Source organism: Rhizobiales bacterium NRL2 (assembly GCA_001664005.1).
GTDB lineage: Bacteria > Pseudomonadota > Alphaproteobacteria > Minwuiales > Minwuiaceae > Minwuia.
The window spans coordinates 518,892-541,886 of sequence record CP016093.1 but is presented as its reverse complement, the minus strand read 5'-3'; the positions used below and the strand labels follow the sequence as shown (position 1 = coordinate 541,886).

25 protein-coding genes and 1 tRNA gene are annotated in these 22,995 nt (G+C 68.0%); 19 read left to right on the top strand and 7 right to left on the bottom strand.

Annotated elements, in window-relative coordinates; genetic code table 11:
• The first annotated feature begins 42 nt into the window (after positions 1–42).
• The 3 genes from TEF_02490 to TEF_02480 are packed head-to-tail and all read left to right on the top strand — an operon-like array spanning position 43 to position 1,758.
• Complete coding sequence (locus TEF_02490) at positions 43–720, top strand: hypothetical protein (protein ANK79783.1); 678 nt, start codon at positions 43–45, stop codon at positions 718–720.
• Between the two features lie 4 nt (positions 721–724).
• Positions 725–1,366, top strand: a complete 642-nt coding sequence (locus TEF_02485) for a hypothetical protein (GenBank protein ID ANK79782.1) — start codon at positions 725–727, stop codon at positions 1,364–1,366.
• Positions 1,363–1,758: a transcriptional regulator gene (locus TEF_02480; protein ID ANK79781.1), complete on the top strand. Its 396-nt coding sequence runs from the start codon at positions 1,363–1,365 to the stop codon at positions 1,756–1,758. The genes TEF_02485 and TEF_02480 overlap by 4 nt, the downstream gene beginning before the upstream one ends.
• On the opposite strand, the gene TEF_02475 is transcribed toward TEF_02480, so the two are convergent.
• Positions 1,699–2,262, bottom strand: coding sequence for a hypothetical protein (locus TEF_02475; GenBank protein ANK79780.1), 564 nt, complete (start codon positions 2,260–2,262; stop codon positions 1,699–1,701). The two genes, TEF_02480 and TEF_02475, sit on opposite strands and share 60 nt — an antisense overlap.
• A gap of 11 nt (positions 2,263–2,273) precedes the next feature.
• Between TEF_02475 and TEF_02470 the strand changes: the two genes are divergently transcribed.
• The 12 genes from TEF_02470 (at position 2,274) to TEF_02415 (ending at position 13,734) form a co-directional block, all read left to right on the top strand.
• Complete coding sequence (locus TEF_02470; GenBank protein ANK79779.1) at positions 2,274–2,951, top strand: YggS family pyridoxal phosphate enzyme; 678 nt, start codon at positions 2,274–2,276, stop codon at positions 2,949–2,951.
• 147 nt (positions 2,952–3,098) lie between these two features.
• A complete protein-coding gene (locus TEF_02465; protein ID ANK79778.1) occupies positions 3,099–4,331 on the top strand; it encodes a hypothetical protein in 1,233 nt (410 codons plus the stop codon).
• A gap of 250 nt (positions 4,332–4,581) precedes the next feature.
• Positions 4,582–5,253, top strand: a complete 672-nt coding sequence (locus tag TEF_02460) for a hypothetical protein (protein ANK79777.1) — start codon at positions 4,582–4,584, stop codon at positions 5,251–5,253.
• On the top strand, positions 5,253–6,560 hold the full coding sequence (locus tag TEF_02455) for an amino acid permease (protein ID ANK79776.1): 1,308 nt from the start codon (positions 5,253–5,255) through the stop codon (positions 6,558–6,560). The genes TEF_02460 and TEF_02455 overlap by 1 nt, the downstream gene beginning before the upstream one ends.
• Positions 6,561–6,664: 104 nt before the next feature.
• Entirely contained in the window at positions 6,665–8,152 is a 1,488-nt protein-coding gene (locus tag TEF_02450) for an ABC transporter substrate-binding protein (protein ANK83231.1), read from the top strand.
• A 68-nt stretch (positions 8,153–8,220) separates the two neighbouring features.
• Positions 8,221–9,180, top strand: a complete 960-nt coding sequence (locus tag TEF_02445; GenBank protein ID ANK79775.1) for an ABC transporter permease — start codon at positions 8,221–8,223, stop codon at positions 9,178–9,180.
• The gene (locus tag TEF_02440; protein ANK79774.1) at positions 9,177–9,992 is read left to right on the top strand and encodes a peptide ABC transporter permease; all 816 of its coding nucleotides are present in this window, start codon (positions 9,177–9,179) and stop codon (positions 9,990–9,992) included. The genes TEF_02445 and TEF_02440 overlap by 4 nt, the downstream gene beginning before the upstream one ends.
• A 162-nt stretch (positions 9,993–10,154) precedes the next feature.
• Complete coding sequence (locus TEF_02435; protein ANK83230.1) at positions 10,155–10,793, top strand: hypothetical protein; 639 nt, start codon at positions 10,155–10,157, stop codon at positions 10,791–10,793.
• Positions 10,794–10,961: 168 nt separating this feature from the next.
• On the top strand, positions 10,962–12,182 hold the full coding sequence (locus TEF_02430; GenBank protein ID ANK79773.1) for a hypothetical protein: 1,221 nt from the start codon (positions 10,962–10,964) through the stop codon (positions 12,180–12,182).
• A 135-nt stretch (positions 12,183–12,317) separates the two neighbouring features.
• Positions 12,318–12,971 carry a peroxiredoxin gene (locus tag TEF_02425; protein ANK79772.1) on the top strand — a complete coding sequence of 218 codons (654 nt, stop codon included), beginning with the start codon at positions 12,318–12,320 and terminating at the stop codon, positions 12,969–12,971.
• A 60-nt stretch (positions 12,972–13,031) separates the two neighbouring features.
• Entirely contained in the window at positions 13,032–13,241 is a 210-nt protein-coding gene (locus TEF_02420) for a hypothetical protein (protein ANK79771.1), read from the top strand.
• Positions 13,242–13,257: 16 nt separating this feature from the next.
• Positions 13,258–13,734 (top strand): hypothetical protein, encoded by a 477-nt coding sequence (locus tag TEF_02415; GenBank protein ID ANK79770.1) that lies wholly within the window; start codon positions 13,258–13,260, stop codon positions 13,732–13,734.
• A gap of 185 nt (positions 13,735–13,919) precedes the next feature.
• On the opposite strand, the gene TEF_02410 is transcribed toward TEF_02415, so the two are convergent.
• A tRNA-Arg gene (locus TEF_02410) sits at positions 13,920–13,996 on the bottom strand.
• 248 nt (positions 13,997–14,244) lie between these two features.
• Here TEF_02410 and TEF_02405 point away from each other — a divergent pair.
• Positions 14,245–15,399 carry a hypothetical protein gene (locus tag TEF_02405; protein ANK79769.1) on the top strand — a complete coding sequence of 385 codons (1,155 nt, stop codon included), beginning with the start codon at positions 14,245–14,247 and terminating at the stop codon, positions 15,397–15,399.
• A 7-nt stretch (positions 15,400–15,406) separates the two neighbouring features.
• Positions 15,407–16,297, top strand: coding sequence for a hypothetical protein (locus TEF_02400; GenBank protein ID ANK79768.1), 891 nt, complete (start codon positions 15,407–15,409; stop codon positions 16,295–16,297).
• On the opposite strand, the gene TEF_02395 is transcribed toward TEF_02400, so the two are convergent.
• On the bottom strand, positions 16,294–17,286 hold the full coding sequence (locus TEF_02395) for a hypothetical protein (protein ANK83229.1): 993 nt from the start codon (positions 17,284–17,286) through the stop codon (positions 16,294–16,296). The two genes, TEF_02400 and TEF_02395, sit on opposite strands and share 4 nt — an antisense overlap.
• 95 nt (positions 17,287–17,381) lie before the next feature.
• Here TEF_02395 and TEF_02390 point away from each other — a divergent pair, with 95 nt between their 5' ends.
• Entirely contained in the window at positions 17,382–18,395 is a 1,014-nt protein-coding gene (locus TEF_02390) for a hypothetical protein (protein ANK79767.1), read from the top strand.
• Between the two features lie 32 nt (positions 18,396–18,427).
• On the opposite strand, the gene TEF_02385 is transcribed toward TEF_02390, so the two are convergent.
• Both TEF_02385 and TEF_02380 read right to left on the bottom strand, forming a co-directional pair.
• Positions 18,428–18,697, bottom strand: coding sequence for a hypothetical protein (locus TEF_02385; GenBank protein ANK79766.1), 270 nt, complete (start codon positions 18,695–18,697; stop codon positions 18,428–18,430).
• 64 nt (positions 18,698–18,761) lie between these two features.
• A complete protein-coding gene (locus tag TEF_02380; GenBank protein ID ANK79765.1) occupies positions 18,762–19,490 on the bottom strand; it encodes a hypothetical protein in 729 nt (242 codons plus the stop codon).
• A gap of 25 nt (positions 19,491–19,515) precedes the next feature.
• Here TEF_02380 and TEF_02375 point away from each other — a divergent pair, with 25 nt between their 5' ends.
• Positions 19,516–20,604, top strand: a complete 1,089-nt coding sequence (locus TEF_02375) for a ferrochelatase (GenBank protein ANK79764.1) — start codon at positions 19,516–19,518, stop codon at positions 20,602–20,604.
• Here TEF_02375 and TEF_02370 read toward each other — a convergent pair.
• On the bottom strand, positions 20,601–22,082 hold the full coding sequence (locus TEF_02370) for a microcystin degradation protein MlrC (GenBank protein ANK79763.1): 1,482 nt from the start codon (positions 22,080–22,082) through the stop codon (positions 20,601–20,603). The two genes, TEF_02375 and TEF_02370, sit on opposite strands and share 4 nt — an antisense overlap.
• A gap of 95 nt (positions 22,083–22,177) precedes the next feature.
• A complete protein-coding gene (locus TEF_02365) occupies positions 22,178–22,906 on the bottom strand; it encodes a hypothetical protein (GenBank protein ANK79762.1) in 729 nt (242 codons plus the stop codon).
• Positions 22,907–22,995 lie beyond the last annotated feature (89 nt).

The window sequence follows — 22,995 nt, the reverse complement described above, 5'->3', positions numbered from 1 at the left end:
GGCGGATACAGGCATGACATCGATCCTGAAGGAGCCCCGACGATGTCCAGCCGCGACCGGATCCTGAACAAGGTCCGCGACCGGGCCGCCGGTCTTCCCGGCCGCCAGGACCCGGAAACGCTCACCCGACGCATGGCCGAACACCGCCCGGGCCTGATCCCGGCGCGCGCCGATCTGCCGGAGCCGGAGCGGCTGGCGCTGTTTCTCGCCAAGTGCGCCGAGCTCGGCGTCACCGTCGACCGGGTGGGCGCGGCCGAACTGGCGCCGGAAGCCATCGCCGACTGGCTGAAGCAGCACAACCTGCCGACGGAGGTGCGTCTCGCGCCGGCAGCGGAGGTGGCGGACCTGCCATGGGCGCGCGCGCCCATGCTGGACGTGGAGACCGGCGCCGCGGACATCGAGGATCAGGTTTCGGTAACCCCGGCGGCGGCGGCCATCGCGGAGACGGGCACCCTGGTCATGACCTCCGATCCCTCGACGCCGGCGACGCTCAACTTCGTGCCCGACAACCATGTCGTGGTGCTGCGCCGCGGTCAGGTGGTGCGCGCCATGGAAGACGCCTTCGCAATGATCCGGGAACGATTCGGCGAGGGCCGGATGCCGCGCACGGTCAACATGATCTCCGGCGCCTCGCGGACCGGCGACGTGGAGCAGAAGATCGTCATGGGCGCCCACGGGCCGCGGCGGCTGCACATCGTGCTGATCGACGACGGCGGGTGAGCGCATGGCGCGCCGCAGGGGTCTCAGCGACGACGACCTGAAGCTCTGGCGGCTGGTCGCCCGGGAGATCGAGCCGTCGCGCTCCACCGAGAAGCGGCTGAAGGCGGAGGCGCGCCGCGCAGCCGAGGCCGCCACGGCGGCAAGCAAACCGGCGGCGGCTCCCCCGAAGAAGAAGCAGCAACCCGCGAAACCGGCTCCGCAGCGGCGGCCCGCCCCTGCCCCTGCCTCTGCGCCGCCCGTGCCGCCGGAACGTCCGGCTGCGCCCGGCCGCGGCCGGCTGGCCGGCGTCGACCGGCGGACGGCGGAACGGCTGCGGCGCGGCCAGTACCCGATCGACGCGCGCCTGGACCTGCACGGCATGACCCAGGCCCAGGCGCATCAGACGCTGGCCCTGTTCGTCCGCCAGTGTCACGCCGCCGGCAAGCGCTGTCTGCTGGTGATCACCGGCAAGGGCGGCCGCGTGCGGGAAAGCGCCGACGGTCCCTTCGTCAATCCGGAACCCCCGGGCATCCTGAAACGACGGGTGCCGGAATGGCTGAAGCAGGCGGATCTGGCGCCGCTGGTGCTGGCGACGGCGGCGGCGACGCCCGGCCATGGCGGGCACGGCGCGCTCTACGTGTTGCTGCGCCGGCGGCGGGAGCCGTGACCCCTTTCGGCCAGAGGGTCCGGGAACTGCGCGAGGCGCGCGGCGTCTCGCTCCGCGCCATGGCCGGCGAGCTCGGCGTCACCCCGGCCTACCTCTCGGCCCTGGAGCACGGTCATCGCAGCCGGCCGAGCTGGGCGCTGGTGCAACGGATCATCACCTATTTCAACCTGATCTGGGACGATGCCGACGAGCTGCAGGATCTGGCCCGCATCTCCCACCCCCGGATCGTCATCGACACCGCCGGTCTCAGCCCGGAGGCGACGCGCGTCGCCAACGAACTGGCGCTGCGCATCCGTACCCTGGAGGAGGCGCAACTGACCGAGATCGCCCAGTCACTGGGTCTGGAGGAAGGCCTCGATGGCGGCGAAGCCGGCGAAGGCGGGACCGAGTAGACGCACATTGCCCGGATCGACGCCGCCCATGGCGTAGACAGGCAAGCCTGCGGCGCGCGCGATCGCGCGTGCGCGCTGCAGGCCCAGCGTCCGCCCGCCGGGATGGCTGGCGGTGGGAAAGACCGGGGACAGCAGCACGGCATCCGCCCGGACAAGCTCGGCGCGGCGGATGGCGGCGAGCGAATGCGCCGCCGCTGTGATGAACCGCCAGGGCGCGACACGGCCCACCTCGCGCTCCGCCAGATGCAGCCCGTCGGCGTCGACCGCCCGTGCCAGATCGGGATCGTTGGCGATCAGCAGCATCTGACCCCGCGCGGCCGTGGCCCGCCGCAGGCGCTCCGCCCAGGCGCGCCGCTCCGGATGATGCCGGTCGCGCAGGATCACCGCCGCGCCGGTCGGCAGGCGGGCCGCTGCCGCGGCCGGATCGGACAGCCGCGCGAGATCGGTCGGCATGATGACCGCGGGCAGGGGAATTCGGCTTGCGGTTCGGGACACCGTCGTCAATCCTCGGGCGCATGTCGGAACTGGACCATAGCATCGCCACCGGGCTTTCCGAGGTCCGCGAACGCATCGCCGCCGCGGCCCGTGAGGCGGGCCGCGATCCGGCCGAAATTACGCTGATCGCGGTTTCCAAGACCTTCGGGGCCGAGCGCATCGAACCCGCCATCGCCGCCGGTCAGAGGGTGTTCGGCGAGAACCGCCTGCAGGAGTCGGAGGAAAAATGGCCGGCGCTGCGGGCCGCTCATCCCGGCCTGGAGCTGCACATGATCGGCGGACTGCAGAGCCGCAAGGTCGATGGCGCGGTGGCGCTGTTCGACGTCATCCATACCATCGACCGTGACAAGGTGGCGAAGGCGGCTGCGAAGGCCATGGCCGAGCAGGGCCGCCGCCCGTCGGTCATGGTCCAGATCAATACCGGCGAGGAGGCGCAGAAGTCGGGCGTCCCGCCGGCCGAGGCGGACCGCTTCATCGAGGCCTGCCGGGAGGTCCACGGCCTGCCGGTCACCGGCCTGATGTGCATTCCACCGCTGGATGAAGAGCCCGCCCCTCATTTCGCCCTGCTGAAAAAGATCGCCGAGCGGAACGATCTGCAACAGTTGTCGATGGGCATGAGCGCCGATTTCGAGGTCGCGATTGCCTTCGGCGCGACACATGTACGCGTGGGCACGGCGATATTCGGCCACCGCGGCTGAGTATCCCGTCGGGGCGCGCGCCGCCACTACCTTGCTTCGGGACCGAAAATACTTGAACCTGCCGCCGCGAGACGGCGAAATACGCGCCTGTCGGGCGGTGAATGGTATCGTGCCGCGTACATCTACAATGAAACAGGGAGCGACCTAATGCTCACGCGCAGATCGGCACTTTCCGTGATGATCGGAATCGGCGCCGCGGCGTGGCTGTCCACAGCCGCCGTCGGCCAGGAAGGCGAACCCATCAAGGTGGGCGAGATCAACAGCTACTCGGCCCTGCCGGCCTTCACCGAGCCCTACAGGAAGGGCTGGCAGCTCGCGGTGGAGCAGATCAACGAATCGGGCGGCGTGCTGGGCCGGCCCCTGGAGGTCATCAGCCGCGACGATGGCGGCAAGCCGGGCAACGCGGTCACCATCGCCGAGGAACTGCTGAGCCGCGAGAAGGTCGATCTGCTGGCCGGCACGTTCTTCTCCCATATCGGCCTGGCCGTCAGCGACTTCGCCCTGCAGAAGCAGGTGGTCTTCCTGGCCTCGGAGCCCCTGACCGACGCGCTGGTCTGGGAGAAGGGCAACCGCTACACCTTCCGCCTGCGCCCCTCCACCTACATGCAGTCGGCCATGCTGGCGCGGGAAGCCGCGGCCAGCAAGGCCAAGCGCTGGGCGTTCGTGGCGCCGAACTACAAGTACGGTCAGGACGCGGTGGCCGCCTTCAAGAAACTGCTGAAGGAGCAGAATCCGGAGGTCGAGTTCGTGGGCGAGCAGTGGCCGGCGCTGCGCAAGATCGACGCCGGCGCCACCGTGCGCGCGCTGGAAGCGGCGAAGCCCGACGGCATCTTCAACGTGCTGTTCGGCGCCGACCTCGCCGAATTCGTCCGCGAGGGCAATCTGCGCGGCCTGTTCAAGGACCGGACGGTCGTCGGCCTGCTGACCGGCGAGCCTGAATACCTGCTGCCGCTGGGCGAGGAAGCCCCGCGCGGATGGATCGTGACCGGCTATCCCTGGTACGATATCCAGGATCCGGCCCACAAGAAGTTCGTCGCCGACTACCAGGCGCGCTGGGACGAGGACCCGATGACCGGCTCGCTGGTCGGCTTCAACACCATCCTGTCGATCAAGGCGGCCATCGAGGCGGCCGGCAGCACCAAGACCGAACTGCTGGTACAGGCCTTCCGCGGCCTCAGCGTCGAGACGCCGATCGGCACCATCATCTACCGCAAGGTCGACCACCAGTCGACCATGGGCGCCTGGGTCGGCATCACCCGCTGGCGCGAGGGCGGCGGCTACATGACCGGCTGGCGCTACGTGCCCGGACAGGACGTCCTGCCCTCGACGGAGGTCGCCGACGAGATGCGGCCCGACGACAGCGTCGACAGCGTCAAGTAGCGGCGCGGACATCATCGCGCGGCCCGCAGGGCCGGTTCCCGGGAACGGGAGCCGGCCCTGCGCTTTTGCGCTATGATTGCCATCGGCGTCGGGTTCACACTGGTCTCGCCGGCCGGCGCCACGATGCCGCCGTCGCGACCAGGCAGGGGAGCCCTCGCCATGACCCGCATTACGTACCGATCGGCCGGCCTCGTCCCGGACCTCTCGGCGGCGCTCGCCGCACCGGCGAAGGCCGTCGACGCAATCTGAAATGAGTTCGCGAACCGGCATACTTGCCGCGCTGGCAGTCCTCGGGATCGCCATGGCCGGCGTCTGGCTGTTCGCGCCATCTGTATTCACTACGGCACGCGACCTGCTGGACGAGGAGCACCTCGAAACGCTGGTCGCGCGGGCCGGCATCTGGGGCCCGGTCCTGATCGTCTCGCTCATGACCGTCGCGGTCGTGGCCAGCCCGATTCCGAGCGCGCCGATCGCCCTGGCTGCCGGCGCGGCTTACGGACATCTCTGGGGGACGGTGCAGGTCGTGATTGGCGCCGAACTCGGAGCGCTGATCGCGTTCGGTCTGGCACGGGTTCTGGGGCACGATGTCTTGCGGCGGGCGTTCGGTGACCGCGTCGATGCAGGATTGCTCGGGTCGCAGACCGCATTGACGGCCACGGTGTTTGCCAGCCGCCTGATGCCCTTCGTGTCCTTCGACTTGATCAGCTACGCGGCCGGGCTCAGCCGCCTTCATGCCTGGCGTTTCGCGCTTGCGACACTGGCCGGCGTCATTCCGGCGAGCTTTCTGCTCGCCCATTTCGGCGGCGAGGCGGCCAGCGGGGACCTCGGCCGGGCGACATGGGCGGTACTCGGCCTCGGGCTTGTGACCGGGTTGCCGCTTGTCTGGGTGGCGATGCGGCGCAGACCAGCAAAGGGAAAGTGATGGCGGAGGGCTACGAGAAGAACAGCGTCACCCTGCCGGGCGCGGTGGCCATGGGCACCGGCGTGATGATCGGCGCGGGCATTTTCGCGCTGACGGGCCAGATCGCCGAGCTTGCAGGGCCGCTCTTCCCGCTCTCGTTCGTCGTCGGCGCCATCGTGACCGCGTTCAGCGCCTACACGTATATCAAGATGTCGAATGCCTTTCCGTCTGCCGGCGGGATCGGGATGATCCTGAATAAGGCATACGGGCCGACGACGGTCGCGGCGGGCGCCGCGCTCCTGATGGCGCTGTCGATGGTCATCAACGAAAGCCTCGTCGCGCGCACCTTTGGAACGTACACGCTGCAGGCGTTCGGCGGCGATCCGGACAGCGTCCTCGTGCCCGTTCTCGGCGTCGGGCTGATCGTCTTCGCGTATCTCGTGAACCTCTCCGGCAACCGTTCGGTCGGACTTCTGTCCATCGTCATGGCCGTGCTCAAGGTGGGCGGCATCGCGCTGTTCGGGGCAGCCGGTCTCTGGGCGAGCGGCATCTCGTTCGAGGCCACGGGCGGAGATGCCGGTGCAGGGGGCTTCGTCGCATCGCTGGCGCTGTCGATCCTCGCCTTCAAGGGCTTCACGACCATCACCAACAGCGGCGCTGAGATAACCGAACCGCACCGCAATGTCGGCCGGGCCATCGTCCTGTCCATCGCGATCTGCGTCGTCGTCTATCTGCTTGTCGCCTTCGCCGTCGGCTCCAGCCTGCCGCTCGACCGCATCGTGGCGGCGAAGGACTACGCGCTGGCCGAAGCAGCCGAGCCCGCCCTCGGTCAGACCGGCTTCTACCTGACGGTGGCGCTCGCGCTGGTGGCCACGGCCTCGGGCCTGATCGCCAGCGTGTTCGCGGTCTCGCGGATGCTGGCGATGCTGACCGACATGAAGATGATCCCGCACAGCCATTTCGGGATGCCGGGCGCGATCAAGGACCACACGCTCGTCTACACGGTCGTGATCGCAGGCTTTCTGACGGTCTTCTTCGATCTCAGCCGGATCGCTTCTCTCGGCGCCTTCTTCTACCTGGTGATGGACATCATCATCCACTGGGGCGTGTTCCGGCATCTGCGCGAGGAGATCGGCGCGAGGGGATGGGTGCTGCTGACGGCCATCGCGCTCGATGCAGTGGTGCTGGCGGCCTTCGCCGCGATGAAGTGGCAGTCCGACCCGCTGATCGTCGTCGTGGGCGCGATCGGCATGGCGCTGGTGTTCGCGTTCATAGCGGTTTTCCTCGCGCGCAACCCGATCTTGGGAGACGATCACGACCACCATTGAGATTGGCTCGAGCTTGCCATCATCGGAAACCTCGGGCTGAGCCGAGACAGAGAATGACCGGCGCCGGCATGCCGCCGTCGCGACCAGGCAAGGGAGCACTCGCCATGACCCGCTTTCCATACCGATCGGCCGGCCTCGTCCTGGGCCTGGCCGCGGCGCTCGCCGCGCCGGCCGCACTGGCGAAGAACACCATCATCATCGGCATGCAGCAGGAGCCGACGGTGCTCGACCCGACGGTCGACGCCACGGCCGCCATCGACGGCATCTTCGCTCACAACGTCTATGAATCGCTCACTTCGGTCACCGAGAGCGGCGAGGTCGTTCCCGCGCTGGCGGAAGCGTGGACCATCAGTCCGGACGGCCGCGTCTACACCTTCGATCTCGCCGACGGCGTCACCTTTCACGACGGGACCGCCTTCGACGCCGCCGACGTGAAATTCACCTTCGACCGGGCCATGGCCGAGGACAGCGTCAATCCGACCAAGGGCATCTTCAAGCCGATCCGGAGCGTCGAGGCGGTCGACCCCGGCACGGTCCGCATCACCCTGTCGGAGCCCGACGCCTTCTTCCTGTTCAACATCGCCCAGGGCGACGCCGCGATCGTCGCGCCGGAGTCGGCGGCAGCGAACAAGACCGACCCCGTCGGCACCGGACCCTACCGGTTCGAGGACTGGACCCGGGGCAGCGCGCTGTCCCTGGTGAAGTACCCCGCCCACCGCGACGCGGCGGAGGTGGCGATCGAGCGGGTCACCTTCCGCTTCATCGCCGACGCGGCCGCCGCGGTGGCCGCCCTAATGGCCGACGAACTGGACGCCTTTCCCAGCATGCCGGCGCCGGAGGTGCTGGAGCAGTTCAAGGCCGATCCGCGGTTCGACGTCGTCGTCGGCACCACCGAGGCCGAGGTGATCCTGGCGCTCAACAATTCCCGCCCGCCCTTCGACGACATCCGGGTCCGCCGCGCCGTCAACCATGCGCTGGACCGCGGGTCGGTCATCAAGGGCGCCTATTACGGCTATGGCGAGGCCATCGGCTCCTTCTTCCCGCCGCACCACAGGAGCCATGTCGACCTGACCGGCCGCTATCCCCATGACGTGGAGAAGGCGAAGGCGCTGCTGGCGGAAACCGGCGCCGGAGATCTGCAGGTCACGCTGCGCACGCCGCACTTTCCCTACGCCCGCCGGTCGGCCGAGATCATCCAGAACCAGCTCGCCAAGGCCGGCATCGCGGTCGCCATCGAGCAGGTCGAGTGGGGCTTCTGGATCGGCGAGGTCTACAAGAAGAAGAACTACGACATGACCATCATCGCCCACCCCTCGCCCAACGACATGGGCAATTTCGCGCGCGGGCCGGAATATTTCTACGGCTACGACAATCCGGACTTCAACGCGCTCTATGAGCGGATCCGGACCGAGACCGACCCGGCGAAGCTCGATGCACTGCTGAAGGAAGGCCAGCGCTTCCTGGCCGAGGACGCGGTGCACGGCTTCCTGTTCCAGTTGCCGAAGCTCGGCGTCTACCGCAAGGCGCTTTCCGGCTACTGGGCCTCCTCGCCGGTGCTGTTCGCGCCGCTGAAGGACCTGCGCTGGAACTGAAGCCGCCGGAACGGCGCGGGGCGGGCGCGGGCGCTGCCCGCCGCCCCGACGCGGCCCGGTAGATCCCGATGGTCCGCTTCCTGCTGTTCCGCCTGGGGACCCTGTTCCTGACGCTGCTGGCGGTATCGTTCGTCGTCTTCTGGGTGATGAACGCCCTGCCCGGCGATCCGGCCATGGTCATCCTGGGCCTGGACGCGACTGAGGACGCCCGGCTGGCGCTGCGCCGGGAACTCGGTCTCGACGCGCCCTTCCTGACCCGCTACCTGGACTGGCTGGGCGGCGTGGTCACAGGCGACTTCGGCGACAGTTACAGCTTCGGCGTACCGGTGGCCGAGCTGATCGTCGAACGCCTGCCGGTCAGCGCGCCGCTGGCGCTGATCGCCACCGCGGTGACGATAGTCCTGGCGCTGTCGCTCGGCGTCTACGCCGCGTCCCGCCACGGCCGCGCCGGCGATATCGGCGTCATGGCGCTCAGCCAGCTCGGCATCGCCATCCCGGCCTTCTGGCTGGCCATCATCCTGATCATCGTCTTCGCGGTGAACCTGCGCTGGCTGCCGGCCGGCGGCTTTCCCGGCTGGGAAAGACCCGGCGCGGCGCTCGCCGCGCTCATCCTGCCGGCAGTCGCGCTGGCGCTTGTGCAGTCGGCCATCCTCGCCCGGGTGACGCGCTCCGGCGTGCTGGAGGTGATGCGGCTGGACTACGCCACGACCGCCCGCGCCAAGGGGCTGAGCCGCGGCCGCGTCATGCGCGCCCACGTCCTGCCCAACGCCCTGGTGCCGATCATCACCATCATCGGCCTGCAGTTCGCCAACCTGGTCACCGGCACGATCGTGATCGAGAACGTCTACCATCTGCCCGGCCTGGGCCGGCTGATCTTTCAGGCCATCACCAACCGCGACCTGTTCGTGGTCCAGGGCCTGGTCCTGTTCTTCGCCGCCGTGGTGGTGATCGTGAACTTCGCCGTCGACATCCTCTATGTCGTCATCGATCCGCGCCTGCGCGAGCGGCGCGCCAGGAGCGGGCCGTGAAACAGCTGGGCCTCTGGACCGGCGCCCTGCTGGTCGGGCTGGTGGCCGCGGCCGCGGCCCTGTCGCTGCTGTGGACGCCGCACGACCCGTCGGCGATCGAGGTCTCCCGGCGTTTCCTGCCGCCGTCGGGCGAGCACTGGCTGGGCACGGACCAGCTCGGCCGCGACCTGCTCAGCATGCTGATGGCCGGGGCGCGCAGCTCGGTCCTCGTCGCCCTGCTTTCGGTGGGACTGGGCGGCAGCGCCGGCGCGCTGCTGGGTCTGCTGGCCTCGGCCAGGGGCGGTCTCGCCGAAGAGGCGGTGATGCGCACGGCCGATCTCGCCTTCGCCTTTCCGGCCCTGCTGTTCGCCATCATGCTGGCGGCGGTCTACGGACCGTCCCTGACCAACGCGGTGCTGGCCATCGCCTTCATCAACGTGCCCATCTTCGCGCGCATCACCCGCGCCGCGGCCAACCAGGTCTGGGCCAGCGACTACGTGCTGGCGGCGCGGGCCACGGGGCTCACCACCTTCCGCATCACCCTGCGCCACGTCGTCCCCAACGTCGCCGCCATCCTGCTGGTGCAGGCGACCATCGAGTTCGCCATCGCCATCCTGGCCGAGGCGGCGCTGAGCTATCTGGGGCTGGGCGTGCAGCCGCCGATCCCCTCCTGGGGCCGGATGCTGGCCGAGGCGCAGACCCTGATCTACCTCGCGCCCCATCTCGCCATCTGGCCGGGGCTCTGCATCGTTGCCGCGGTGCTCGGCTTCAACCTGCTGGGCGACGGGCTGCGCGATGCCACCGATCCCCGGTTGCGGCGTGCCGGGCGCTAGGCGCCGGCGCCTGGCTGCGACCATTGTGCACGGAGATTTTTGATCCAGATCAAATAGTTGGTCCGAGGATCGGCAAATCTACATCGGTCGCGCGTAATTCACGTGCATCCAGAAGGGGAATGACCGATGAAGGCACTGATCAACTCCGCGGCGGCGCTGACCATGCTCGCCCTCTCCGCCGCATTGCCGGCCGCGCCGGCGCTGGCCGAGGCGGGCGACCTGCTGGTCCGCTTCCGCGGCATCGCCGTGACGCCGACCGGCGAATCCGGCGGCGTGCAGCCGGCCTTCCCCGGTGGATCGCTGACGGCCCGCACGTCCGTGACGCCGGAATTCGACTTCACCTATTTCGTCACCGACAACATCGCCGCTGAGCTGATCCTCGCGACCAGCCGCCACCAGATCAAGGGCCAGGGGGCGCTGGCCGGCGTGGGCAACGCCGCCGACGTCTGGCTGCTGCCGCCGACGCTGACATTGCAGTACCATTTCAATCCGGGCGGCGAGTTCCGCCCCTATCTGGGCGCGGGTCTGAACTATACCGTCTTCTACAACGAGGCGGCGAACTCGAACCTCGTGCGCGCCGTCGGCGCGACCTCGGTCGACGCCACGAACTCGCTCGGCTGGGCGCTGCAGGCCGGGATGGACTACGACCTTGGCGGAAACTGGGTGCTGAACCTGGACGTGAAGTACATCAATCTCGACACCAATGTGAAACTGACGACAGGCGCGGGAATCCAGCGCACCGAACTGAACATCGACCCGCTGATCATCGGCCTGGGCCTGGGTTACCGCTTCTCGCTGTGAAGCGCCCGTCCCGGCGGCGGCGTCCGCCGGGGCCTGCGCGGGCCTTGTTTCCACGCACAGCGGCCCGGGTTGCCGGCATGCGGCGTTCGGCCGCCGGAACCGTTCATTCCGTGTTAACCTGAGCCATCTTCCTTGACGGGGAGATGAACGACTGGAGCGACCTGACGCATGACGGCTGACAGCGACCTCGTCGCACGGCTTCGGCGGGAGCGCGACGAACTCGCCCGCGAACTGGAGCGCGCGCGCGCCGGCGCGACGTTCGCGGAGGCCGTCGAGAACAGCTCCGAGGCGATCGTGGTCTACGACGCCGACGGCCTGCTCGTCGCCTGCAACCAGAACTTCCGCGATCTATACGGCTATACCGCCGAGGAAGCGAAACCCGGCGTTCACTTCGCCGAACTCGGACGCATCGACGTGGAGCGCGGCAATGTCGTCGTCGGCGACGAGTTCGGCGGCGGCGATGCGTATCTGCAGCGCAAGGCGGAGTACCGGGCCCGGCTGCAGGGCTCCTTCATCGTCCGCCTGAAGGACGGCCGCTGGATCAAGACCACGGACCGGCCCATGCGCCGCGGCGGCTTCGTCAGCGTCCAGGTGGACGTCACCGACATCAAGAACCATGAGGAGGAGCTTCGTCTCGCCAAGGAGCAGGCGGAGGAGGCGAACCGGTTGAAGTCGGAATTCCTGGCCAATATCAGCCACGATCTCAGGACGCCGCTGAACTCCATAATCGGCTTCTCCGACATGATCCTGAGCGAGGCCTGGGGCCCCGTCGGACACGGCAAGTACCGGGAGTACATCGACGCCATCAAGTACAGCGGCGAACTGTTGCTGGGGCTGGTCGGCGACATCCTTGACACCGCCAGGCTGGAGAACGGGCGCTACCGCCTGGACGAGACGGAGGTCGACCTGCAGGCGCTGTCGCGCGCCCTGGCGGCGACCTTCGAACCGGTGGTCGCTTCGAAGGATATCGACCTCGCCGTCGAGGCGGCGCCCGGCTTCCCGGCGACGGCGCGGGCCGACGAACGGGTCGTGGCGCAGGTCGTCAACAACCTGGTCGCCAACGCCTGCAAGCACACCGGCCCGGGCGGGCGCGTGCGCGTGGAATGGTCACTCCGCCCCGGCGGCCGCGTACGGCTGACCGTGCGCGACAACGGCCCGGGCATGCCGCCGGCCCTGGTGGCAAAGGTCGGCGAGCCGTTCCTGCAGCCCGGCGCCTATGTGGCCCAGGAGGGCCCCCGCGGTACGGGCCTCGGCCTGTTCATCTGCAAGCGCTTCGCGGAGATCATGGGCGGCGCCATGGAGATCTGTTCCAGCCCCGGCGCCGGCACCGCGGTCAGCGTGGAGTGGCCGCTGAGCGAAACGGCCGAAAAGCGCGCGAAGAGCGGCTGAATCACAGCTCTGACCGTCAATTTTCCGTCGGCTTGACCTGAATCAAGCCGTGGCCTGGCCACAGCCTTATCCTTTCTCAGTGTGAATATGTGAAATAGCCGGTTCCTGCCGGTTCGACCTTCTGGAGAATTTCCGATGGACTCAGCCGCCCCCATGCAGCCGGCCATGCCCCGGTTGAACGAACCCGCCCCGGACTTCACGGCCAAGACCACCCATGGCGAGAAATCCCTCTCTGACTATCGCGGCCGCTGGCTGGTGCTGTTCTCGCATCCGGCCGATTTCACGCCGGTCTGCACGACCGAGTTCATGGCCTTCGCGCGGAACCATGACCGCTTCAAGACGCTGAATTGCGACCTGCTCGGTCTTTCGATCGACAGCACCTTCGCGCACATCGCCTGGGTGCGCTCCATCGAGAAGAACTTCGGCGTCAAGATGCAGTTCCCGATCATCGAGGACCTGTCCATGAAGGTCGCGCAGGCCTATGGCATGATCCAGCCGGGCGCGAGCGACACGTCGGCGGTCCGCGCCACCTTCATCATCGATCCCGAAGGCACGCTGCGCGCCATGGTCTACTACCCGATGACCAACGGCCGCTCCATCGACGAGTTCTTGCGCGTGCTGGAAGCCCTGCAGACCAGCGACAAGCACGGTGTCGCGACGCCGGAGAACTGGAAGCCCGGCGACAAGGTCATCGTGCCGCCGCCGCAGACCCAGGAAGCGGCGGAGAAGCGCGAAAAGGAGGGCTACGAGTACGTCGACTGGTACTTCTCCAAGAAGGACGTGGCCTGATCATCGACCGGCGGCGCGGGCATCGCTTCCGCGCCGCCCTCTTTCCCGAAGGAGAACAACATGGCGAACGGCCAGAGCCGCCCGAGGCTGATGCCCTGGGTCATCGGCGTCATCATCATCATCATCGCCGACATCTTCATCGCCACGCGCATGCTGTCGGCGGAATGCGAAGCCCCCGGATTCGCGGAGTTCCTCGTCCTGATCGTCGTCCCGGCGGTCTACCTGGCGTTGATGTTCCTCACCTTGCGCAGCCAGAACGGCAACACATAGGACCGGGGTCAGGGTCATGTCGCTGTCCCCGGCGACCCTCAGGGCCGTCCACGAGGCGCTGGACGACGAGTACAAGGCGCGCGCGACCTATCGCGCGGTGATCAACGCCTTCGGGCCGGTGCGTCCCTTCGTCAACATTGTCGAAGCCGAGGAACGCCACGCTCGGGCGCTGATCGCCTTGCTCCGCCGGCACGCGGCGCCGGTGCCCGAAGACCCCTGGCCGGCCCGGATCTCGGCGCCGGCCTCGATCGATGCGGCGTGCAGGGCGGGCGTGAAGGCCGAGATCGAGAACGAGGCGATGTACGCGCGGCTGCTTGCGCAGATCGACGCCCCGGATGCGGCCCGCATCATGCGCCGCCTGCAGGCGGCATCCCGCGACAACCATCTCCCGGCCTTCCGCCGCTGTCTTGCCCGCGAGCACGACGGCAAGGGGCCGCAGGGCGGCAAGGGATGGAAAGCGGGCCGGCGACACCGCTGGCGCGGCGGCGGCTGAAGGAGTTTCCGTGCGATGACGGGCAGTATCTGGGTTCCGCTCGCCGCCAGCCTCGTGGCCTGCGCCGTGACGGCGGCGGGCATCGTGGAGTGGCCGCTGAGCGAAACCGCCGAAAAGCGCGCGAAGAGCGGCTGAACGGCACAATGGAATTCCGGCCGGAGGGCAGAACTGGCATGTCGGGAGAATGGCGCGCCGGGGAGGATTCGAACCCCCGACCCCCAGATTCGTAGTCTGGTGCTCTATCCAGCTGAGCTACCGGCGCCTGGGCCGTGTTGGCCGTGCGCCCGGACGCTGCCCGGGCGAGGCCGGACCTATACGCGATGCCTTTCCCCTTGGCAAGCGCGCTTTTGAAAGCTATGCCCCTTAGCCAACAAGGGTTTCTTGTGGCCTGTCGACGCCTTCGGTAACATCTGGTGTGATTCGCAGTACGGTCAAGTGTGGGTGGTGTTTCGATACCGAGATGGTCGACAAAGCCTTAGCGAAACGACAGTGATAGGCGGACAGACACGAATGTTGATGACCGGCCTGCGGGCCCTCGCATTGGGCGGTGCGATCGCGATCGCGGGCTGCTCGTCCGACGACATCTGGCCGAGCCTCGCCGGATCCGGCGATCAATCCACCGCAGCGAAGCCGGCGCGCGCGACGCAGCCGACCGCTACACCCATCGTGGCTCCCGCGGGGACGGCGGCGGTGGGCCAGCCGGCCCTCGGCGACGGCGTCTTCAGGGCGCCCGGCACCTCGCCGCTGACGGACACCGGCACGGTCGTGGGCGCCAAGGTGAACCAGCTCGCCCGGGAACTCGCGGAACTCCAGACCCGCCTCAACCAGCGCAACGCGCGGCTGCAGCAGATCCGCCAGTCGACCATCGACAACGCCCGCGACTATCACGGCTCGGTCGGCGCCATCGAGGCGCGGCTGCAGGTCGGCACCACGCCCGGCAATCCCGAGCTGATCGCGCAGTGGAACGCGGCGCAGGACCAGCTCGATCAGGTAAGCCGCGACATCGCCGAGATGAACCAGCTCGCCAACGACGTGGCCTCCGATTCCAGCCTCGCCGCCTTCCTGCTCGAATCGGCCCGCGCCACCTACGGCATCTCCGGCGCCGTCGATCAGGATCACCAGAACCTCTCGGTGCTGGAGGACGACATCAACAAGACGCAGGTCGTCGTCGACCGCCTGCTGAACGAGATCTCGGAGGACGTGAGCCGCCAGACCGCCTATGTCGGCAACGAGCGGCGCAATCTCAGCGCCCTCGCCCTGGCGATCAAGAACGGCGAACTCTACGGCGCCAGCCTCGCCTCCCGCGCCTACCTGCCGTCCAACGCCGCGCTCAACGCGCGCAACGTCACCCCGCAGCCGGCAACCGGCCGGCCCCTGGTGGTGATCCGCTTCGACCGCCAGAACGTGCAGTACCAGCAGGCGCTCTATACCGCCGTCAGCCGCGCCCTGGACCAGCAGCCCTCGGCCAATTTCGATCTGGTCGCGGTTTCGCCCAGCCAGGGTTCGCCCGCCGACGTGGCACTGTCGCGCTCGACGGCGCGCAAGCGGGCCGACGAGGTGCTCCAGGTCCTGACCGGCATGGGCCTGCCCGCCGACCGGATCGCCTTGGCGTCGACCACCAACGCCGGCGCCCAGGCGCCCGAGGTCCATATCTACGTCCGCTGATCCGCCGGTGACCGCCATTGGCGGCTCCGGCCGCGAACCGGTCTGGCGGCATCATCTGATGCGCGAGGGCGAACGCCCCGACCTCGCTCTCGCCGCGTATGACGGTGATGCGGCGAAGGCGGTGCTCGTCGCCGACGCCGAGCCCCGCTTCCACCGTTTCGCCGGGGCGGACGTGCTGGTTCTCAGGGGTATCAATTTCAACACCGGCGACCGCCCCGAAGACATGGTCTCGCTGCGAATCCTGATCGCCGATGGCCGCGTCGAGACCCTGGCGCGCCGCCCCGTCCGCGCCGTCGAAGCGACCCAAAGCCATGTCGCCGCCCATCCGGAAGCGCGCGCGGGCGAGATCGTGCTGCACCTGATCGAGAGCCTCGTCGCCCGGCTGAACGATGCCGTGGACGAACTCTCGGACAAGCTGGACGATCTCGAGGACCGCATCGAGTCTCCCGGTGCCAATCCGGAACCCCAGCACCTGGCGCGGCTCCGGCGGCGGGCCATCTGGCTGCACCGCTTCTGCCATCCCCAGGCGCGGGCGCTGGATGACGCCGGCGCGGCCCATCCCGAATGGCTGGACCGGGCCGGCCGTGTGCGGCTGAACGAACAGCGCCACGCCATGGCGCGGATCGTCGCCGACCTCGCGGTCCTGCGCGACCACAGCCGCATCCTGCAGGAGCGCTCCGATCAGGAACTCAGGGAAAGGGCCCGCCGGACCTCCTTCGCACTGACGCTGATCGCGGGCGTGTTCCTGCCCCTCAACCTGGTGGGCGCGCTGTTCGGGGCCAATGTCGGCGGCATCCCCTTCGCCCACGATCCGCTGGGGTTCTGGTACCTGCTGGGCAGCCTCCTGGCGCTGGTCGCGGTGGAACTCGCCCTTCTCCGCTGGCTGCGCTGGATCTAGTCCGTCAGCAACGCGAGACAGCCTGTCTCGTCCAGAAGCGGATCCAGCCGCCTGCGGTCCTCCGGCGAGAGCCGCGCCAGCAGGGATTTCAGCCGCGTATAGCATTTCGCCTGATAGCGGAACGGCGTCTGGGCGTAAGGCTTGCCGAAGATCTCCAGGCGGATCTCCTCCGCGCCATCCTCGATGCCGCGCAGATTGGCCTCGAGGAAAGGCAGATAGGCCTCGCCGCAGAGGCGGAGCAGTCCCGTCACCGCTTCGGGCAGCGGCGCGTCGGCGTCCATCCACTCGCCTTCCAGACCGGAGAGGTCGTCGGCGTGGCGGGTCCAGTGCAGCACCGTCGGCGCCTCGCGCCGGATCGTGGCCCGGCCCGTGGGATCGTCCGACAGGGTCTTGAGCTGCCCGAACAGGCCGAAATCGCCGAGCGACGGCCGCCCGCCGAACAGGAAGGAGCGGTAGCCGAGCCGCGTTTCCAGCGCGTGCAGCAGACGATGGAAACTCTCCTCGATCACCGGCTTGTTCTCGTCGGTACAGCCCACCAGCGCCATACGCCCGACCTGACGGTCGCGGATCCAATCGGCGAACTGACGCCGCTTTGCCGCCGCGCCCTCGCCGGAGGGCGTGTTGTCGCAGGCGATCCAGAAGGCGGCGTATTCGCGGTCGTCTTCGTAGTGCCAGCGGTAATGGAACATGGCCTTGGTCAGCCACTCGTCGGCCATGTCCTCGATCAGATCCGACAGGAAGCGCTGGACCGGATCGGCCGGCAGGATCGAACGCGCGGTCTCCAGTTCCTCGAGTTCGTACGCCATGGGCGTGGAATCGAGGCGCCAGACGCCGTCCTGCGGGAATTTCATCATCGGGATCAGCCGCGGCTTCACGTTCGCGGTCTCGGGGTCATTGCCCGGGGTCTGCTGCATCCAGATATGGGGAATGCGCCGATAGCGCAGGATGGCTCTCATTTTCATGGAATAGGGCGATCCGTTCTGCCCCATGATCCGGTATGCGTCGCTCACGCTGTCCCTCCCCGGCCGCGCTGTTATAGTCGTTCGATCACTCAAACTAGCAGGAATGGAGCGGCCGCAAAGCCATGCCGGAGACGTATCGTATATTCGGTTCCGAACTCTCGCCCTACTCGGTCAAGATCAGGTCCTGGTTCCGCTACAAGGGCCTGCCGCACGTCTGGACGCCGCGGACCGAGGCCAACATGGCCGAGTTCGAGAAATACGCCGCGCTGCCGCTGATCCCGCTGGTGGTGACCCCAGAGGACGAGGGGATGCAGGATTCCACGCCGATCATCGAGAGGCTGGAGAAGCGCCATCCCGAGCCGCCGACCGACCCGGCGGACCCGAGGCTGAAGTTCCTCTCCCGCCTGATCGAGGAATATGCGGACGAGTGGGGCAACAAGCCGATGTTCCATTTCCGCTGGGCCTTCGCCGCGGACGCGGAGAGCACCGGGCTGCGCATCGCCCGGCAGATGCTGGGCGACGACGCCGGCGACGAGGCGGTCAAGGACCGGGCCGTGGCCATCGTCGAACGGATGATGCCGCGGCGGAGCTTCGTCGGCTCCTCGGCGGAGACGGCCGGCGAGATCGAGGCCTCGCTGGAGTCGCAGCTTCAGTTCCTGGAGGCCCGCCTGGACGGCCGCGACTTCCTGATGGGTTCGCGGCCCTGCCTGGGCGATTTCGGGCTGTTCTCCCAGCTCTACGAGGCCTCGACCGACCCGACCGCGGGGTCGCTCATGCGGGACATCGCGCCGGGGACGCTGAAATGGATCGAACGGATGCTGGATCCGACCGACGACGGTGAGTGGGAAAGCTACGAGCAGGCGGCGGAGGGCCTGCGGCCGCTGCTGGAGCGCGAGATCGGCGGACGGTTCCTGCCCTGGAGCGACGCCAATGCCGAAGCGCTGGCCCGCGGCGACAACGTGCTGGAGGTGGAACTGCCAAAGGGCCGCTTCCGCCAGCAGCCCCAGAAGTACCACGCGCGCTCGCTGAAGGTGCTGAAGGACAGATATTCGGCGGTCGCCGGCGACAAGGCTCTCGACGGCCTGCTGGCGGACACCGGCTGCCTGGACTGGCTCAGGAAGCCGATGCCTTCCTAGTCCTAGTCCTAGTCCTAGTCCTAGTCCTAGTCCTAGTCCTGGTCCCGCTCCGCCTCGTGGTGGGCGGTCATGCCGAGCGCCGATTTGTAGAGCTCCAGCACCGCTTCCTGTTCCTGGCGGTCGCCGTTCTCCATCTTCCGCAGCCGCACCACCTGGCGCATGATCTTGGTGTCGAAGCCGTGGGCCTTGGCTTCGGCGTAGACCTCGCGGATGTCCTGACCCATCGCGGCCTTTTCCTCTTCCAGGCGCTCGATGCGTTCGATCAACTGGCGCAACTGATCCGCGGCGATGGCGTCGCTCATGACTGGTTCCCCGATGGCTGGACGATTTGCAGGCGGCGGACATTAGCGGCCCATTCACGGCCGCTCAACCGAGAAGTCCGTAGAGCGCGATGGCCGACAGGAAAACCATGGCGACACGGCGGTAGAGCCGCTCGGACGACTGACGGAACAGCCGGCCGCCCAGCCACGCGCCGGCCAGGTAGGGCGGGCAGAGCAAGGCGCCGAGCACGGCGTACTCCGTGATGAACGCCCCGCCCAGCCACAGCGCGAAAGGTGTGATCGCCTCCAGGATGGCGAAGTAGACGATGATGTTGGCGCGCACCCGCCGCGCCGGGTCGTCGCCGGCCATCATGTAGATCAGAACCGGCGGCCCGCCGACGCTGGTGGACGTGAGCAGCGCGCCGGACGCCGCGCCGACGCCGAGCGTGACGGGCAGCCGCTTCGGCCCGCGATAGCGCCAGCCGCTGGCCAGAACCAGGACGAAGACGAGCACGACGCCCGCGACGAACTTCGCGATGACCGCCGGATCGACCGCCACCAGCGCCCAGACGCCGAGCGGCATGCCGACGAGCGCCGCCAGCGTCACCGGACCGACAAAGCGCCACTGCACGTCGGCCAGCGCCTTCGGCACGAGCTGGACGCTGACCGCCACTTCCATCACCGCGATCGCCAGCACCGCCGCCGCCGGGCTGTAGAAGTGCGCCAGCAGGGGGGAGAGCACCATGGCCGATCCGAAACCGGCGAAGCCCCGCATCAGCCCGGCCATTGCGGCGAAGCCCGCCATGATCCAGAACAGGGCGTCGAACTCGGGCATCCGATCTTCTCCGGCGCGCGTAAGAATGTCCCGGTGGCCCGTCCGGGACGGCAAGGGCGGCAATGTCGATCACGAAGAGGGCGCGATGACGGTGGAACGGACGCATATGCCCGAAGGGCATCCGGAGATCAATCAGGGCCGGATCGGCGTCGTGCTGGTCAACCTCGGCACGCCCGACGGCACGGACGTCCAATCCGTCCGCCGCTATCTCAGAGAGTTCCTCGGCGATCCGCGGGTGATCGAGGTGCCGCGCGCCATCTGGTTCGTCATCCTCAACCTGTTCATCCTCACCCTCCGCCCGCCGAAGACGGCGCGGGCCTACCGCAAGGTCTGGGTGGCGGAAACCGACGAGGGTCCGCTGCGCTACCACACCCGGCGGCTGACCGAGGCGCTGGCCCGCCGCTTCGAGGGCGGACACGTCGCCGTCGATCACGCCATGCGTTACGGCAATCCGTCGATCCCGGACGTCCTTACGCGGCTCAAGGACCAGGGCTGCGACCGGATCCTGGTGGTGCCGCTCTATCCGCAGTACAGCGCCACGACCACCGCGACCGTCGTCGACAAGGTCGGCGAGGCGCTCCGCGCCATGCGCTGGCAGCCGACCATCCGCGTCGTCCCGCCCTATTACGACGATCCCGCCCATATCGAGGCGCTGGCGAAATCGATCGAAGCGGATTTCGCCGCCCGTGGCCGCCCGGATGCGCTGGTCGCCTCCTTTCACGGCCTGCCGAAGGACTATTTCGAGAAGGGCGATCCCTATCACTGCCACTGCGCGAAGACCGCGCGCCTCCTGCGGGAGCGGCTTCGTCTGGACGAAAGCCAGTTCCGCCTGACCTTCCAGAGCCGCTTCGGACCCCGGGAATGGCTGCAGCCCTACACGGACGAGACGCTGGCGGCCCTGCCGGCCGAGGGGGTCCGCTCGGTCGCCGCGGTCATGCCGGGCTTTCCAGCCGATTGCGTCGAGACCCTGGAGGAGATCGCCATCGAGGGCCGCAAGACCTTCGAGGAAGCGGGCGGCACGGCCTTCCGCACGATCCCCTGCCTCAACGATTCGGACGTCCATGTCGACATGATGGAGACCATCGTGCGCCGCGAACTGGGCGGCTGGCTCTAGCGTTCGTTGATCAGATCGAGCGGGTAGATCGGCCTCCGCACGTGCTCGTAGTCGAGCAGGCTGTTGTCGGATGTCGTGACCCCCACCCCGTCCAGCGTGAGCGTCGCCTTCGCCAGCGGCGCGAAGCCCGCGCGGTAGTGGATGCGCGACTTCAGCAGCAGGTACTTCTTGTGCTCGGGCTGGATGCCGACCGAGGTGAAGACGCCGGTGTCCCAGGGTTCATGATGCTGGCTGACGATGACGATCTGCATCTTCCCCGTGTCCAGCACCGCCGTCGGCCCCATGCGCACGGTCACGCCGGTGTACATCGGCCCGCGGCAGACCCATTCGCCGTCCGTCAGGGTCTTCACCTTGCCGGTGATTTCCAGCGGCGCGCCCTCCCGGCCGATCGAGGGCATGTCGGTCTTGCCGCCCAGGCTGAGGGTCACCGTGCTGCCGATGCCGGCGCGCTGCATCTCCTGCACGGCTTCGGGATCGTGGACGGCGGCGACGGCGACGTCCTCCAGCCCCTGGTTCAGCACCTCGGCGATCACCGTCATGACGTCCTGGGTCGCGCCGGAGCCGACATTGTCGGCATGGTCGAGCAGGATGATCGGCCCGTCCCGCTCCATCGCCTTCGCCTCGGCGACGGCCTCCTCGAGCGGATGATGTTCGTAGACGAAGTCCGCCCGGCGCGTCCAGGCGGCTTCCAGGATCTCGTCGCGGATTTCCGCGGCCAGCGCCGGATCGTTGTCGGTGACGATGACGACCGATGTGCCGGACTGGGGCATGTCGGCCAGCGCGAAACCGCCGAACACGGTCGCTGCCAGCACGCCGGGACGGCACTCGGCGTCGCGGCACATGGCGATCAGGGTCTTCATCGGCTCGTCGTCCGTGCCCTGGCGCAGCGTCTGGGAGAGCAGCGGCAGGTTGCCCCAGCGCATGACGGGACGGACCTTGCCGTCGAGAGCATCGAACAGCACGCGGCCGATCTGCTCGCCGACCTCGTGCATGTCGACATGGGGATAGGTCTTGTAGCCGATCAGGGCCGTGCAGTTGTCGACCATGCGGGCGGTCAGGTTGCAGTGCAGGTCGCAGGTCACCGCGATCGGCAGGTCCGGCGCCGCCGCGCGGATGCGCTCCAGCAGGAGCCCCTCGCCGTCGAAATCGTGTTCCGCCACCATGGCGCCGTGCAGGTCCAGCAGCGCCGCATCGCAGCCGTCCTTCACCGCGTCGACGATGGCGCCGGCCATGATCTCGTAGGCTTCCTGCCGCACCGGCCCGGACGGCATGGCCTCGGCCGCGACGGGGGTGACGATCTCGCAGCCGCGGGCCTTCGCCAGTTCCAGATAGGCGCCGAAGGGCATGGCCGTGCCCTCGTAGTGCGCCCGGGCCTCGTCGCCCAGGAAGCTGCCCCAGCCGGTGAACCGCGCCCAGTCGGTCACCACCGGCGAGAAGGTGTTGGTCTCGTGCTTCATCATGGCGATGACGACGCGCATGGCTGACGGCTCCCCTGTCCTGTCCCGACCGTCAGCATAAAGAAAAAGCCCGGTGGCGGACCACCGGGCTTTCCCATTTCGATATGTAGCGTCGTCTACTCGCTGTTGCCGCCGAACAGGTGCAGCAGGAACATGAACATGTTGACGAAGTTCAGGTAGAGCGCGACGGCGTCCATCACCGCCGAGCGGGTGGCCACGTCGCCTTCCATCCGGTGCTGGATGTAGGTCGACTTGATGCGCTGGGTGTCGAAGGCGGTCAGACCGGCGAAGATCAGCACGCCCAGAACGGAGATGACGAAGCTCATCATCGTCGATTCCAGGAACATGTTGACCACCATCGCGATGATGATGCCGATCAGGCCCATGATCAGGAAGCTGCCCATGCCCGACAGGTTCTTCTTCGTCGTGTAGCCGTAGAGGCTGAGGCCGCCGAAGGCCGCCGCGGTGATGAAGAAGACGCGGACGATGTCGGCGGACGTGTAGACGAGGAAGATCGTCGACAGCGACAGGCCGAACAGCGCCACGAAGGCCCAGTACATGCCCTGCAGCACCGGCGTCGAGATCTTGTTGAAGGCGAAGTTCATCGCCAGCAGCAGACCCAGCGGCGCGAACATCACGACATAGGCGAGGCCGGAGCCGAAGATGGTCTGCATGACCGCCGGCGAACTGGACGCCAGCATGGCGACCACCGCGCTGACCAGCAGGCCGGACGCCATGTAGTTGTAGACCCCCAGCATGTATTTGCGGAGGCCAGCATCCATCTCCGCCGTCTGCGTCTGCGTCTGCGCGCGGCCGGAGTAGCGAGTGTCGGCTTTCAGGGCCATGGGGCCGAAGCTCCTTTGTGCGGGTGTTGATTTCTGTCACAAATATCGGCGCAAACGGCAATTGAATCAAGTTGTCGCGGTGCGAAATC

Coding starts and splice junctions, on each gene's coding strand:
- TEF_02465 (ANK79778.1), top strand. CDS start 3,099: ATGCTCACGCGCAGATCGGCACTTTCCGTGATGATCGGAATCGGCGCC.
- TEF_02380 (ANK79765.1), bottom strand. CDS start 19,490: ATGCCCGAGTTCGACGCCCTGTTCTGGATCATGGCGGGCTTCGCCGCA.
- TEF_02385 (ANK79766.1), bottom strand. CDS start 18,697: ATGAGCGACGCCATCGCCGCGGATCAGTTGCGCCAGTTGATCGAACGC.
- TEF_02375 (ANK79764.1), top strand. CDS start 19,516: ATGTCCCGGTGGCCCGTCCGGGACGGCAAGGGCGGCAATGTCGATCAC.
- TEF_02370 (ANK79763.1), bottom strand. CDS start 22,082: ATGCGCGTCGTCATCGCCATGATGAAGCACGAGACCAACACCTTCTCG.
- TEF_02450 (ANK83231.1), top strand. CDS start 6,665: ATGACCCGCTTTCCATACCGATCGGCCGGCCTCGTCCTGGGCCTGGCC.
- TEF_02485 (ANK79782.1), top strand. CDS start 725: ATGGCGCGCCGCAGGGGTCTCAGCGACGACGACCTGAAGCTCTGGCGG.
- TEF_02405 (ANK79769.1), top strand. CDS start 14,245: ATGTTGATGACCGGCCTGCGGGCCCTCGCATTGGGCGGTGCGATCGCG.
- TEF_02415 (ANK79770.1), top strand. CDS start 13,258: ATGTCGCTGTCCCCGGCGACCCTCAGGGCCGTCCACGAGGCGCTGGAC.
- TEF_02430 (ANK79773.1), top strand. CDS start 10,962: ATGACGGCTGACAGCGACCTCGTCGCACGGCTTCGGCGGGAGCGCGAC.
- TEF_02445 (ANK79775.1), top strand. CDS start 8,221: ATGGTCCGCTTCCTGCTGTTCCGCCTGGGGACCCTGTTCCTGACGCTG.
- TEF_02420 (ANK79771.1), top strand. CDS start 13,032: ATGGCGAACGGCCAGAGCCGCCCGAGGCTGATGCCCTGGGTCATCGGC.
- TEF_02455 (ANK79776.1), top strand. CDS start 5,253: ATGGCGGAGGGCTACGAGAAGAACAGCGTCACCCTGCCGGGCGCGGTG.
- TEF_02460 (ANK79777.1), top strand. CDS start 4,582: ATGAGTTCGCGAACCGGCATACTTGCCGCGCTGGCAGTCCTCGGGATC.
- TEF_02470 (ANK79779.1), top strand. CDS start 2,274: ATGTCGGAACTGGACCATAGCATCGCCACCGGGCTTTCCGAGGTCCGC.
- TEF_02365 (ANK79762.1), bottom strand. CDS start 22,906: ATGGCCCTGAAAGCCGACACTCGCTACTCCGGCCGCGCGCAGACGCAG.
- TEF_02390 (ANK79767.1), top strand. CDS start 17,382: ATGCCGGAGACGTATCGTATATTCGGTTCCGAACTCTCGCCCTACTCG.
- TEF_02490 (ANK79783.1), top strand. CDS start 43: ATGTCCAGCCGCGACCGGATCCTGAACAAGGTCCGCGACCGGGCCGCC.
- TEF_02395 (ANK83229.1), bottom strand. CDS start 17,286: ATGGGGCAGAACGGATCGCCCTATTCCATGAAAATGAGAGCCATCCTG.
- TEF_02435 (ANK83230.1), top strand. CDS start 10,155: ATGCTCGCCCTCTCCGCCGCATTGCCGGCCGCGCCGGCGCTGGCCGAG.
- TEF_02425 (ANK79772.1), top strand. CDS start 12,318: ATGGACTCAGCCGCCCCCATGCAGCCGGCCATGCCCCGGTTGAACGAA.